The 12,681-nt window shown below is 63.0% G+C and carries 15 protein-coding genes; 7 read left to right on the plus strand and 8 right to left on the minus strand.

Going from position 1 to position 12,681, the window contains the following annotated elements; translation table 11 throughout:
• Positions 1 to 38 precede the first annotated feature (38 nt).
• Complete coding sequence (locus LNV08_RS10505) at positions 39 to 983, plus strand: DedA family protein/thiosulfate sulfurtransferase GlpE (protein WP_263533656.1); 945 nt, start codon at positions 39 to 41, stop codon at positions 981 to 983.
• A gap of 48 nt (positions 984 to 1,031) precedes the next feature.
• On the opposite strand, the gene LNV08_RS10510 is transcribed toward LNV08_RS10505, so the two are convergent.
• On the minus strand, positions 1,032 to 1,553 hold the full coding sequence (locus LNV08_RS10510) for a potassium channel family protein (protein WP_263533657.1): 522 nt from the start codon (positions 1,551 to 1,553) through the stop codon (positions 1,032 to 1,034).
• 168 nt (positions 1,554 to 1,721) lie between these two features.
• A complete protein-coding gene (locus LNV08_RS10515) occupies positions 1,722 to 2,924 on the minus strand; it encodes a murein transglycosylase A (RefSeq protein WP_263533658.1) in 1,203 nt (400 codons plus the stop codon).
• On the opposite strand from LNV08_RS10515, the gene LNV08_RS10520 reads away from it, so the two are divergent.
• Entirely contained in the window at positions 2,923 to 3,057 is a 135-nt protein-coding gene (locus LNV08_RS10520) for a hypothetical protein (protein WP_263533659.1), read from the plus strand. The two genes, LNV08_RS10515 and LNV08_RS10520, sit on opposite strands and share 2 nt — an antisense overlap.
• Here the strand turns inward: LNV08_RS10520 and LNV08_RS10525 are convergent.
• Positions 3,054 to 5,078: a site-specific recombinase gene (locus tag LNV08_RS10525; RefSeq protein ID WP_263533660.1), complete on the minus strand. Its 2,025-nt coding sequence runs from the start codon at positions 5,076 to 5,078 to the stop codon at positions 3,054 to 3,056. The genes LNV08_RS10520 and LNV08_RS10525 overlap by 4 nt on opposite strands.
• Positions 5,078 to 5,452: a Co2+/Mg2+ efflux protein ApaG gene (apaG, locus tag LNV08_RS10530; protein WP_263533661.1), complete on the minus strand. Its 375-nt coding sequence runs from the start codon at positions 5,450 to 5,452 to the stop codon at positions 5,078 to 5,080. The genes LNV08_RS10525 and apaG overlap by 1 nt, the downstream gene beginning before the upstream one ends.
• 84 nt (positions 5,453 to 5,536) lie before the next feature.
• On the opposite strand from apaG, the gene LNV08_RS10535 reads away from it, so the two are divergent.
• On the plus strand, positions 5,537 to 6,172 hold the full coding sequence (locus tag LNV08_RS10535; protein WP_263533662.1) for a DNA-3-methyladenine glycosylase I: 636 nt from the start codon (positions 5,537 to 5,539) through the stop codon (positions 6,170 to 6,172).
• 43 nt (positions 6,173 to 6,215) lie between these two features.
• Here the strand turns inward: LNV08_RS10535 and LNV08_RS10540 are convergent, their stop codons facing one another.
• Positions 6,216 to 7,187: a fasciclin domain-containing protein gene (locus LNV08_RS10540; protein ID WP_263533663.1), complete on the minus strand. Its 972-nt coding sequence runs from the start codon at positions 7,185 to 7,187 to the stop codon at positions 6,216 to 6,218.
• A gap of 182 nt (positions 7,188 to 7,369) precedes the next feature.
• On the opposite strand from LNV08_RS10540, the gene LNV08_RS10545 reads away from it, so the two are divergent.
• Both LNV08_RS10545 and rpe read left to right on the plus strand, forming a co-directional pair.
• Positions 7,370 to 8,065 carry a TetR/AcrR family transcriptional regulator gene (locus LNV08_RS10545; protein WP_263533664.1) on the plus strand — a complete coding sequence of 232 codons (696 nt, stop codon included), beginning with the start codon at positions 7,370 to 7,372 and terminating at the stop codon, positions 8,063 to 8,065.
• A gap of 54 nt (positions 8,066 to 8,119) precedes the next feature.
• On the plus strand, positions 8,120 to 8,806 hold the full coding sequence (gene rpe / locus LNV08_RS10550; protein WP_263533665.1) for a ribulose-phosphate 3-epimerase: 687 nt from the start codon (positions 8,120 to 8,122) through the stop codon (positions 8,804 to 8,806).
• Positions 8,807 to 8,824: 18 nt separating this feature from the next.
• Here the strand turns inward: rpe and LNV08_RS10555 are convergent, their stop codons facing one another.
• Both LNV08_RS10555 and LNV08_RS10560 read right to left on the minus strand, forming a co-directional pair.
• Complete coding sequence (locus LNV08_RS10555; protein ID WP_263533666.1) at positions 8,825 to 9,370, minus strand: hypothetical protein; 546 nt, start codon at positions 9,368 to 9,370, stop codon at positions 8,825 to 8,827.
• Positions 9,371 to 9,400: 30 nt separating this feature from the next.
• Positions 9,401 to 9,688 (minus strand): DUF2917 domain-containing protein, encoded by a 288-nt coding sequence (locus LNV08_RS10560; protein WP_263533667.1) that lies wholly within the window; start codon positions 9,686 to 9,688, stop codon positions 9,401 to 9,403.
• Positions 9,689 to 9,840: 152 nt separating this feature from the next.
• Between LNV08_RS10560 and LNV08_RS10565 the strand changes: the two genes are divergently transcribed.
• Complete coding sequence (locus LNV08_RS10565) at positions 9,841 to 11,298, plus strand: PLP-dependent aminotransferase family protein (protein ID WP_263533668.1); 1,458 nt, start codon at positions 9,841 to 9,843, stop codon at positions 11,296 to 11,298.
• A gap of 28 nt (positions 11,299 to 11,326) precedes the next feature.
• Here the strand turns inward: LNV08_RS10565 and LNV08_RS10570 are convergent, their stop codons facing one another.
• Positions 11,327 to 11,668: a zinc ribbon domain-containing protein YjdM gene (locus tag LNV08_RS10570; protein ID WP_263533669.1), complete on the minus strand. Its 342-nt coding sequence runs from the start codon at positions 11,666 to 11,668 to the stop codon at positions 11,327 to 11,329.
• Between the two features lie 148 nt (positions 11,669 to 11,816).
• Here LNV08_RS10570 and LNV08_RS10575 point away from each other — a divergent pair, with 148 nt between their 5' ends.
• Entirely contained in the window at positions 11,817 to 12,680 is an 864-nt protein-coding gene (locus tag LNV08_RS10575; RefSeq protein ID WP_263533670.1) for a class I SAM-dependent methyltransferase, read from the plus strand.
• Position 12,681: the final 1 nt, after the last annotated feature.

Below are 12,681 nucleotides of genomic sequence, written 5' to 3' on the forward strand. Positions count from 1 at the left end.
CTTGAGCGCTCGCCGGCTGGACGCAGTCAAGGACGCTGATGCGCGAATTGATTGAGCTTTTGGTCGCGCATGGCGTGCTGCTGGTCTTTCTCGTGACCCTGACCGCAAGAGCCGGCCTGCCGCTGCCGGCCGCGCCCATGTTGGTGGTGGTGGGCGGCTTGGCGGCCGAGGGCCAACTCTCGGGCTCGGCATCGCTGGTGGCGGCCGTGCTGGCCAATATCGGCGGCGATGTGATCTGGTTTGTGGCCGGGCGGCGCCATGGCTACCGCGTCATGAAGCTGCTTTGCCGCATTTCGCTATCGCCCGATGCCTGCGTGCGCCAAAGCGAGGGCCTCATCTTGCGCTGGGGCGGGCAGGCTTTGCTGGCGGCCAAGTTTTTGCCCGGCGTGTCGGTGGTGGCCGCACCGATGGCCGGCGCCCTGGGTTTCAGTTGGCGGCGCTTTATTGCCTATGACTTTGTTGCCGGCCTGCTGTGGAGTGGCACTTTTCTGCTCTTGGGTTGGATGCTGTCGGATCAGATTCAACAGGTCTTGGACATGCTGGCCAGCGCTGGCTTTTTTGCGCTAGTGGCACTGGCCTTGATTGTTGTCGGTTTGGTTTTGCGCCGCTTGTGGCAGCGCCGTCGTTTTGCCCGTCGCATTGTGGGCGCACGCATCACGGTGGCCGAGGCCGCGGCGCTGCAAGACAGCGGCGCCGGGCCGGTTTTCATTGATGTGCGCGCCGCCGGCGGCCGGGCGGTGGACCCTCGTCACATTGCTGGCGCGCTGCTGCTGGAAATTGACCAGCTCAAGGCACAGGCCGCCAGGCTGCCGCGCGACCGCGAATTGGTCTTGTATTGCAACTGTCCTAACGAAGTCAGCGCGGCCCTGGCGGTGACGGTGCTGGCCGAGCAGGGCCTGCCGCGTGCGCGTGCCTTGGTGGGCGGCTTGGACGCTTGGGCGCAGGCGGGCCGGGCGGTGGTGGCAGACCCGAGTCCCATTTGAAACCTCCGCATAGCGGCGAGGGAGAGATCTTGTCTCGGTGTCTAAAGCCTATCGAGTTTTTGGGGCTTCTTGGTCTCTGGCCGGAAAGATCACCCGGCTAAAAATCAGCGTAATGAAGATGCCGAAATGGGTCGAGCCGATGATGGACTCGGCGATGAACAGCATCTTGCCGTGGGCATTGCAGGGTAGGAAGTCGCCGAAGCCAACGGTTGCGAAGATCGTGGTCGAGAAATACAGCGAATCAAGAAAGTCGGTGTTGTTATTGCAGCCCGCGCTCGTGCCGTAGACATCAAAGACTTGCCAGCCTGCCGCAAAGGTCAGGATCAGCAAAACATTGCTGAGCAGAAAAAGCCAGACTGCTTGTGCCGGATGCAGGCCCATTTGCATGCGCTGGCCGTAAGCGATGCTGAAGATGAAGGACAGGTAATTGATGTAGGTCGCGGCAATAAACCAATACAGCGTCGTGCCGCCCGGGTCCAGAATTTTCGATCTGATCAAAAATGGCCAGAGGAACATGAACACCAGCGTGTAGAGCGGTATTTGCCGCCAATCTATGTTTTTGAATGACATCGGGGCGCGCGCTTTTTTGGGGGCGAACGGGTTGATTGCTGAGTTTTAGGCCGGCATTACCGGCGTCGCCTTGCCCGCTCAACAAAGAGCTGGAGTGCGGCAGCATACACAGCTTTGCGACCCAAGAGACCTGGCGGCCGAGCGGGATTTCCCGCAAGCGAGGCAGGCTTACATGGCCCCTACCGGCCACAAGGCCCACAGCCGCAGCGGCTGCTTCATGCGCCCGGCCTGCTGTTCCGCTTCACCACCCCAGCCCCAGAAATAATCGGCCCGCACCGCGCCGGTGATGGCGCTGCCGGTGTCTTGTGCCATCGCCAATTTGCGCAAGGGCTGCTTGGACAGCGGCTCGGTGGCGTCCAGCCAGACCGGCGTGCCGTAGGGGATGCTGGCGCGGTCCACCGCGATCGAGCGGCCCGGCGTCAAGGCCACGCCTTGTGCACCGCGCGGGCCGATGGCCGGGTCGGGCAACGCTTCTTCGCGGAAGAAAACATAGCGTGGATTGCTCCACAGCAACTCTTTCGCTAACGCTGGATTGCGGCGCAGCCAGTCGCGAATAAGGGGCCAGGACGCTTCGCCGGCACGCAGCTCGCCGCGCTCGATCAAGGCCTTGCCGATGGACTGATAGGGATGATCGTTATGACCGGCAAAAGCCATGCGTACCCATTGCGTGCGCCCGCTCGCGTCGCTGACGCGCAAACGCCCCGAACCTTGGATCTGCAGTACCAGCAAGTCCAGCGGATCTTCCAAAAAGGCCAGCTCGTGCGCCTTCAGGCGCGCCCGCAGCGCGGCATCGGATTCGATTTGCTGGCGGGTGAAATAGGGACGGCGCTGCATCAGGTCGGCGGGTGCTGCATGCACCGGCACCTGAAAGCTCGCTTGTGGGCGACGTGTGGCCTCCAGCATCGGCTCGAAGTAGCCGGTGAGTAGGCCCACGGCTTCGCCTTGATGCGACTCAACCCGGTAGGGGCGCAGATGCTGCATCAACCAAAGCGAAGCTTGGGCGTCATCGGCGGGCGCGGCGTTGCTCTTGGCCTGCGCGCAAACCTCGGCCCAGCCTTCAGCCGGACGCGCGCAGCCGCGCAGCAGCGCCGGCCACAGCTCGGCCGCGCGGTCGCCGCCCCAGCCGGGCAATTCGCTCCAGTCGGCCTCGACCCAGCGGGCCCGCTCGCGCAGCAGCACGGCGCGCTGGCGCGTGGGGTCACCATTGGCAGCGGGCGCGGGCGCGGTCGCTGCGGCTTCGCCCGCCGGGCTGGGCTGCAGCGGTTTGGGCGGGCTGCTGCAGCCGGCGACCAAGCCCCCTAGAATCGCGGCCACTGCGGCAGTCCGCCGCAGGACGTTGAATTTGTAGATCATCGAGGTGGCCGCAGCCATGACATTGCTTTTGTTGGAGGCGCTGGGGGCCTTGTGTGTTTTCGTGTTCATCATCTGGTGGACGATGTTTTCAGGCCGCAAGGGCGGCGAGCGGCGGCTGCCGGATGAAGACGGCAGCGACAAAAAGGATTAGGACGCTGGTGGGGAGGCATCGCTGCTGGCCTTGGGCGGCAGTAGAAAGCTGCGCGGTTGCTCGCGCAGGCGCCGCCAGATGGCCGAACTAACCCGGGCTCGGTCGGCCAAACGGATGCCGCGCGAACGCAGCGCCACCTTCAGCGCCAGGTAGAAGCTAACGCTCAGATTCAAGATGCCGGTGACCGCAATGCCGGCCACGCACCACCAAAAGTCGGCCAAGCGGAAGATGTCTGTGCCCAGCGCGCCGACGGCGGCTGCCAATTGACCGGTCGAGAGCGTGACGTGCCGCACATCGAGCGGCAGCCCAATGAAGTCCAGCAGCACCGGCACCAGGCCCAGCATCATGCCCAGCGAGACATTGGCGGCGATGCCGGATACATTGTCCCGCCACCATTTGGCCCAGCGCTGGGCCCGCGAGGCGCCCAGCCGCGCGATGATGGCCGGATTCCAGGCGATGGCACTCTCCAGTCGGTGCAGTACAAACCAGTTCTCGAACCAACCCGCCACCATGGAGCTGGCAAACAGCAGCACGCCGGTGAAGGCTGCGTACAGCGCCGAGGGGCCCAGCAGGGTCAGCGAATGCAGGACGTAATGGGCCGACTTTTCGCCGACCAAGGGTGAGCCGAAGAGCAAGCTGCTGAGCAATTGCACGCCCAGCACGACCGGGGCGACCACGGCCAGATTGCCCAGGATGCCGGCAAACTGCGAACGCAAGAGATTGGCCACCTCGTCGACAAAGCTTTGCAGATCGGCGTCGCGCTCGATGTGTTCAAGCTTTTGCGCCATCGCCGGTGCGGTCATGGCGGGCTGCTTGGTGGCGACCGTCCAGTGCAAGAGATGGATGATCAAAAAGCTCATTGCATAGTTGGCGCCGGCCCAAAAGCCGGTCCAAAAAGCACTCATGCCGATGGCGATGACGGTGAATTTGGCAAAAGTGGTGCCCACGATGATGGCGCCGCCGCCGGCCGCATGCTTGAGCATATGGCCATAGTCGGCGCGGTCGCGGGTGATGTAGTGCTCGCCGGTTTCGGCACTGCGCTCGGCGACCTTGCGCGCCAGCAGCGAATAATGGCTGGAGAACAGCTGTGTGATGCTGCGCCGCTCATGCACCACGCGCACCAGGCTGGCCAGCAAACGCGCCAGTTCGCGTTGCGGCTGCTCAGCCACCAGGCAGATCAGCAGCGCTTCGATACGTTCGATGCGCGCTTGCATCTGTTCCAGCGCGAAGACGATTTCGACCGAGACGCCATGAGCTTCCAGATGGTCGGGGATGGTGGCAGCGGCTGCCCGGCAGGCTTCCAGCAAGGCGCGCAGGTACTGCAAGGCTTGCCCGGTTTTATCGGCGTCCCCGGCGCGCAAGGCGTCGACCATATCGTCGCAGGCGCTGGCCAGTTGCTCAAAGGGCTGATTGGCCAGCAAGTCGGCGCTCATGCGCCGGCGCAGCGTGGCGGATAGACCAGAAGCCCGCACCGTGCTGACCAAGGTGGTCAGCCCGCTGAGCATGGGTGCTTGCCAGGCTTTGTTGCGCGCCTGCCCCAGCAGCACATGGCTCAGGCGTTGCAGCAATTCATCATCGAGTGCCAGCAGCCACTGCTCGTCGGCCTGCTCGGGGAAGAGCAGGTCGAACAGTTCGGCCAGGTCGGTGGTGTCGGCGGTACGCGGCAGCAAATGCTGGCGCAGGCGGTGCACAAACTCGCCCCACAAGGCCACCCGCGGCGCGAAGCCGACATCGGCAAACAAGCCGATGGCGTCCACATCGCGCCAGATCGAGGTTAATACGCCGGCGAAGGCCCGGGCATGTTCGGGGTTGCGCTCCAGCACATTGAGCAGGTGCTTGATCCGCAACACCGGCAGCAGCGTGGTGCCCGTGCTGGCCTCATCGCGGGATACCGGGTGGCGCAGCCACTCAAGCAGGCGCGCCAGCCAGAGATTGCGTTTGGCCAGGCTTGCGCGGGGTTCGGCGGCATTCAGCAGCGCGGTCAAGTCCCAACCGGGTGCCGCTCGAAAGAGTCCGAACATCAATGCAGCGCGCCGCTGTCGGCCAGCATGAATTCAGGGACCTCGGTGTAGAAGATTTCTGCCTCCTCGGTCACGCACAGCAAGCGCCCATGCATGCTGCCTTGGGGCGTGGCGATTTGCGCCCAGCTGCTGTATTGAAATTTTTGGCCCGGCGCCAGCAGCGGTTGATGGCCGACCAGGGCCAGCCCGTCCACGGTTTGCTCGAAGCCGCGCGCATCGGTGATATGCCAGTGCCGCGCGATGACCTGGGCGGCGATGTCACCGGTGTTCTCCAAGGTGATTGCGTAGCTGAAGGCGTAGACGCCTTGCTGTGCATCGGTTTGCTCGGGCAGGACTTGCACGAGCACGGTGCATTTGATTTGCGGATTAGCCATGGCTGGATTCTAGGGGCGCCGGTAAACCCATGCCCTGGGCGGGGCGCTATGCTGCGCGGGTTCAAGCCGATCCGACCTTCAGCCATGAGTGCAACCCAACCCCTTTTCTTGCCCAGCGACGGCCAGCCGCGCTGTTTGTGGTGTGCCGCTGCGGCGGGTGACGCCGGCTACCTGCGCTATCACGACGAGGAATGGGGTTTTCCGGTCGACGAGGATAGACGCCTGTTTGAAAAGCTCTGCTTGGAAGGTTTTCAGTCCGGCCTGTCCTGGCGCACCATTCTGAACAAGCGTGAAGCCTTCAGGGCCGCGTTTGCCAACTTCGAAATTGAGCGGATGGCGCGATTCGATGGCGCTGACATCGGGCGTTTGCTCCAAGACGCCGGCATCGTGCGGCATCGCGGCAAGATCGAGGCGGTCATCAATAACGCGCAGCGCTGTATCGAGCTGGTCGCCGAGCAAGGCAGCTTGGCCGCCTATATATGGAGTTTTGAGCCGGCCGCGTTGGATCAGCCGCTGATGGCGACCGAGTCGGAGGCTTCGCGCGCGCTTTCCAAGGATTTGAAGCGGCGCGGCTGGAAGTTTGTCGGGCCTACCACCATGTATGCCTTTATGCAGTCCATGGGTTTGTTCAACGACCATGCGCTGGGCTGCGTCACCCGCAGCCGGGTTGATTTGGCGCGTCAGCGTTTCAAACCGCCAAAGGTCTCTGTGCGGGCCTGAGCCAGCCCTGCGCTCAGAGAAGGCAGGGCCGAGTCGAATGCTGTCAGGCCAGGCTATTCGGGCAGGCCAAGCGATGCAGCACGCCATTGTTGGCAATTCTGTCACTGCCCGGATGCAGCGACTGGGGCTGGGCCCAGCTTGATGGGCCACAACTGATCAGCCCCAAGGGGCTCAGGCTGACGGCCTCACCGCTTAGGTTGGGGATTTGGCCGCCCCAGGGTATTTCGTCGCTGAGCCAGCGGCCCGCCACGAGGTGGCGGCCAAGCATATCTTCCAAGCGAAACGCAGCGCGAGCCTCGGCGGCGGCATATTGGCCAGCTTCCACTTGCGCGGCCCAAGCGCTATTGCAGGGGGCCAACACGGTGATGGGGCCTCCCCCGCTGAGCCAGCTGCTCAGGCCGGTGCTGCGCAGCGCCTGAAGAAAATCGCTGTGCGCGGGACTGTCGGCCAGCAGATCCAGCAGACCGCGCTCGGCGGGGCGCAACACGCGATCGATCAGATGGGCGACGGGCCCAAGCTTTTGCCGCGGGGCGATGACGCCGAGCGTCTGGGCATGCCGGCCCAGGGCGTCACGCAAGCGGCCGTCTCCGAGCAATTGCAGCACGCCTTGGTCGGCGGTGCGCAGCAAGGCGCCGGGGCGCGCGGCCGTCAGGGCTGAGCCGTCCATCAGCACATGACCCAATAAGAGGCGACGCAGGCGCGGCAGATCCGCACAAAGCTCAGGCCAGCTCAGCTTCAGCTCATGCAATAAATCAAGGAAGGCGCGGTCGCTGGGCACCAGCAGGGCAAGGTTGCCGGGGCTGTGCATCAGGCTGCTCAGGCCGGCGGCCTGCAGGGCCTCGCGCCAACAGCCATCGCCCAAGTCCAGCGCCGCCGGGTGCCGCAGCGCTCGCGCAGGCGGGTCCAGCAGGATTGCCGCGGAAGACGCAGAGCTTGGTGATGGCGATGATTCGATCAAGCGTGAAGCAGGGCGCGCCGGCGAGGGCTGAGCGGTGTTCTTGAGCCAGTTCAACATGGTGGGTGCTTTCGATGGGTGTCTGCAGATGGGGGTCTGGAGCGACCGGAGCAGCATTAGCGATTGGCGTAAATGTGAACGATGTAGTTCAAAATGTCAACTGTGCGGTACATATTGTGAATTATCGGTTCTTGTAAAGACTGGTTTGTATTTTTTGTGGGTAGGCAGCCTAGAATGGCGGCATGGCAAAAACCTCCTTCCGTGAACAACAGCTGCAGCTGCGCGAAGACGCGATCGTGGCGTCGGTCAACCGTTTGCTGGCCGAAAAAGGCTTCGATCTGATGACGGTTGACGAGGTGGTGGCCGACGTCGGCATTGCCAAGGCCAGCCTGTACAAGCACTTCAACTCCAAGGAGGATCTGGCCGCTGCGGCCATGGTGCGGGTGCTGGAGCGGGCATTGGCCGAGTTGGCCCGGCTGCGCGAGCAAGAGCCCGCTGCGCCTGCCCTGGTGCAACTCAAAGCGGTGGCGCGCTGGACCATGCAGGTCCAGCTGGCAGGCGAGATGCCCTCGCTGCCGGCACAGAATTCCAGCTTGCGGGCGGCGTTGCTGGGGCACAAGGTCTATTTGGACCGCTTGATGTGCTTGTCCGATGAACTGGGCGTTTGGATCACAGCGGCGCAGGCCGCCGGAGACTTGCGGCCCGAGCTGCCTCCTGAAGTAGTGCTCTACACCTTGTTTGCCCGGGCCTGCGACCCGGTGCTGGGTTTGCTCAAGGCCGGCGGCCAATACAGCGATGAGCAGATCATCGAGATCTTGCTGCTGAGCTGTTTCGGAGGTCTCGCGGCAGCGCAGCCTCTGTTCGAAAGCGAGCCCAAGGCTGCGCTTGCGCCGGTGAAAAAGCGCGCGCCTGCAAGCCGTGGTCGCGCCAGTCCTTAAAATCCGCCATCGCCCAATTCAACGCGCAGGCCGCACAGGCCCCGCCATATCGCCATGAGCAAGAGCAATTTCTGTATCGCCCCCAGCCTGTTGTCCGCTGACTTTGCCCGCTTGGGCGAGGAGGTGCGCAATGTGTTGGCGGCCGGCGCCGACTGGATTCACTTCGACGTGATGGACAACCATTACGTGCCCAATCTGACCTTCGGGCCCATGGTCTGCGAGGCTCTGCGCAAGCACTCGGTCAAGCCCGACGGTACGTCCGCGATGATAGACGTGCACCTGATGGTGGAGCCGGTGGATGCCCTGGCTGTCGCCTTCGCCAAGGCCGGCGCCGACATGATCACTTTCCATCCCGACGCATCCAAGCATGTGGATCGCACGCTGCAGTTGATCAAGGCTGAGGGCAAGCAAGCAGGCTTGGTGTTCAATCCGGCCGAACCGCTGGATGTGCTGGAGTGGGTGATCGACAAGGTCGACATGATTTTGATCATGAGCGTCAACCCCGGTTTTGGCGGGCAGAGCTTTTTGCCCAGTGCCTTGAAAAAGCTTGAGCAAGCGCGCCGCATCATCGAGCAAAGTGGCCGTGCCATCCGCCTGGAGATCGACGGCGGCGTCAAGATCGACAACATCCGGCAAATCAAAGATGCCGGCGCCGACACCTTTGTGGCCGGTTCAGCCATCTTCGGCAAGCCGGACTACAAGGCTGTCATCGACGCGATGCGCGCCGAGTTGGCACGGTAAAACTTGCCGGCACCCGCATCAGGGCGCGCTTGCTTCCGGCCCAAACATATTCAAGACCGCCTTGTCGCCATAGAGCGATTCATAGTGCAGCGTGAGTTGCAGCCTGGACAAGAGCAGCTTCAATTCCTCTGAAGTTTTGGCGCAGCGCTTGTCTAGCGTCCTCAACACCTGCTGGCGCTGGTTGACGCGGTAGAAATGCACCAGGCTGCCGGTGCCATAGCATTCCGCCGGTTCACCCAAGGCCTTGAGCGCGTCGCTCAAACCTTCAACTGCCTTGCCGTCGACCCGGTAGTCGACGCGCAACACCTTGGCCGGGCCGAGGCCGCTGTTGAGTACATAGCTCTCCCACCGGCCGTCAGCGTCGGTGTTGATCTCTTCGTCCAGAATCGGCTGCACCATCAAGCGGTTGTGCTTTTGAATCGTGTAACCCTGCCAGAGCGAGGTGCCCAAGGCGCAGAGCGCGATGATCATCGTGCGGGCGCGAATCGCCGATATCGTGGCCCAGCGATGACTACTGCGCGGCAGCGGTGCTGCCTCGTTGTTGGACTCGGAATTGCTGCTCATGAAAGCGGCTCATGAAGTAGGAATTGGGCATTATCGAGGTGCCGACCAAGAGGTCACCGCCGCATCTGCCGGGCCGAAGGCGCCCAAGCGGTAATTGCCCGGCTCTTGCAATTGCAAGCGTGAGCCTGGTGGCAGGATGATGTCATCGAGCTCCCCGTCCCGCGTCAGCCACAGCCAGCCCTGGCTGACCTGCACCAGCAGGCTTTGGCCACACCGCAGCTGCAACAATTGGCTGGCGGCATTGGCAGGCAGTTTGAGCTGCTTGCACAGCGAGCCCGGTTCAGGGGTGATGTCGGTTCGGGTCAGGGTGTTGTCCATGGCCTTGACTTTGCGGCCTTTGTGCCTGTTCAGCCAGCCACAGACGCCGACCAATCTGTACCGTACAGACTCTGTGTTGCGCTGGGCTGTATGGCTCGGCTTGCCCATCATCTGTACTGCTCGCAATACCGGAGCCTGGTACAGAATGCGGCATGGATGATGTCTCGAACGAGGGCCCGCTGTACCTGCAGATCGCTGAACGCTTGGCGCGCGCCATTCGCGCAGGTACCTTGAAGCGGGGCGAGCGGCTGGCCTCGGTGCGTGAACTGGCGTCGCAGCAGGCGGTGTCGGCATCCACGGCGGTGCAGGCGCTGCGTTGGCTGGAGGATGCCCGACTGATCGTCGCCAAGCCGCGCTCGGGTTACTTTGTGGCCAGCCGGCCGACGGCCTTGCCCGAGCCGCAGCTGTCGCGCGCACGACCGCGCTCGCGGGTGGTGCATTTGGACGAGCTTGGACAGGAAGTTCTGCGGCAATCGGCTGTGCCGGGCCTGATCTCCTTTGGCGCGGCCTGCCCGGAGCCCGAGCTTTTTGACCAGGACCGCGTGCGCCGGGCCTTCACGAAAGTGGTGCAACGCCACCGCGAACTCCTGTGCACCTACCCGCTGGGGCCTGGGCGAGAGGAAGTACGCCGCGCTGTTGCCCGATACGCACTCGGGCTGGGATGTGAATTGCAGGCCGGCGACCTGGTCATGACCAATAGCTGCATGGAAGCGATCACGCTATGCCTGAAGGCTGTCACCAAGCCTGGCGATGTAGTGGCCCTGGAGTCGCCGACCTATTTTGGCTTTCTCGAGATCTTGCAGAGCCTGCATCTGCGCGCCTTGGAAATTCCTACCCATCCGCGCCACGGTATCTCGCTGGACGCCCTGCAGCTGGCGCTGGATACGCAGGCCATCAAGGCCTTGTTGGTGGTGCCTACGCTGTCCAACCCGATGGGCTCTTGCATGCCCTTGGCAGAGCGCAAACGGCTGGCGCAGATGGTTGCCCGGCACGATATCGCCTTGGTCGAAGATGTGATCTACAACGACTTGGCTGAGCAGGAGGACAAGCGGCGCGCCGTGCGCTCTTTCGACAACACCGGCCATGTGATGCTTTGCGGGTCCTTCAGCAAGACCATGGCTCCTGGCCTGCGCCTGGGTTGGGTGGATGGTGGGCGCTGGGCGCAAGCCATTCACAAAATCCAGTCGGTGCAAGCCGGCGCGCAAACAGCTGTGGTGGAGCTGGCTCTGGCCGATCTCCTGAACCAGGCCGGGGCGGCCGCAGCACTGCGGCAATTGCGCGCCAACTTGGCTCGGCGGGTTGACGAGGCGCGCAGCCTGATCGCCGGCAGCTTCCCCAGAGGAACGCGCGTCAGTGACCCGGGCGGGGGCTTCATTCTGTGGGTGGAGTTGCCGGCCGGGCTGGATGCGGTGGCCTTGTACGAGGCCTGTATGGCAGAAAACATCTGTATCGCACCGGGCTCAATGTTCAGCGCCAGCCCGCGCTTTCGGCATTGCCTCAGGCTGAGTGTGGGTGGGCGCTGGGGCAAGGAGCATCCGCAAGCCTTGTGCCGAATCGGCGCCTTGGCCACACAGATGTTGGAAGCGGCTTTGCGCAGCCGCGCAGCCTGAGGCTGCCTCAGGCTTGCTTCAGTCCGGCTCAGGCTTTTTTCAAAAACTCTGACTTCAGCATCAGGCTGACGCCGTCGATCTTGCAGTCAACGTCATGGTCACCATCGACCAGGCGTATGCCCTTGGCCTTGGCGCCTTTTTTGAGCGTGATGGACGAGCCCTTGACCTTCAGGTCCTTGACCAAGATGACCGAGTCGCCATCGACCAGAATCTGGCCATTGGCGTCGCGCACGACCTTGGCGCCTTCGTCAGCTGGGGCCGCTTCGGCCGCATCGCTCCACTCATGGCCGCAGTCGGGGCAGATGTTCATGTCGCCGTCGCGGTAGGTGTTTTCAAGTGTGCAGACGGGGCAGGCGGAGGGCGTGGGCATGGTCAATGTTCGGAACAAGATGCGGGGCGTCTAATGTACGCGAGCGCAGGTTCCCTCAGCAGGTGGCGATGCCTTTCGGCACAAGTCACCGACACACGTCATACTGCGGCTGGCAAAATTTTTGCAAGTAAACAGTCGGAGCATCATCATGACCTTGACATTGAAAACGAGCCGCAACTTGACTTCGGGCCTGCTTATCGCTTGCTCGGCCTTTGCCGCCTTGAGCTTGACCGCGACAGCGCGGGCTGCAGCGGCAGAACCGGTGGATCAAGCCTTGAAGGCCGCGATTGCCGCGCCGCATCGCACGCCTGCCAATGTGGCCCGCGACTCGGCTCGCCACCCCTACGAAACGCTGAGCTTCTTCGGCATCAAGCCGAACTACACCGTGGTCGAGTTGTCGCCAGGGGGTGGTTGGTATACCGAAATCTTGGCGCCCTATTTGCGCGACAAGGGGCAGCTGATCCTGGCAGGTGATGATCCCAGCTCCGAGATTCCTTACTTCCAGCGCAGTGCCGCCCGCATGAAGGAAAAATTAGCGGCCCTGCCGGCCGTCTATGACAAGGCGCAGGTGACGGTGTTTGCGGCCGGCGCCGGCAAGCTGGATTACGCCAAGCCCGGCTCGGCCGACCTGGTGCTGACCTTCCGCAATGTGCACAACTGGATAGGCAATGGCGAAGAGAAGACGCAAGCCGTGTTCAAGAGTGCCTTCACTGCGCTCAAACCCGGCGGCACGTTTGGCGTCGTCGAGCATCGCCGCCCGGCTTCGGCCAAGCAGGACGAAAAGGCCGAGAGCGGCTATGTGCACCAGGCTTATGTGATCCGCATGGCCGAAAGCGTGGGCTTCAAGCTGCTTGCAAGTTCCGAGATCAATGCCAACCCCAAGGACACGGCTGACCACGAGGGTGGTGTGTGGTCTCTGCCGCCCAGCTACGCGCTGAAGGACAAAGACCGGGCCAAGTTCGAGGCGATCGGCGAAAGCGACCGTATGACGCTGAAGTTCGTCAAACCCTGAG

This window comes from Paucibacter sp. TC2R-5 (assembly GCF_025717605.1).
GTDB lineage: Bacteria > Pseudomonadota > Gammaproteobacteria > Burkholderiales > Burkholderiaceae_C > Paucibacter_A > Paucibacter_A albus.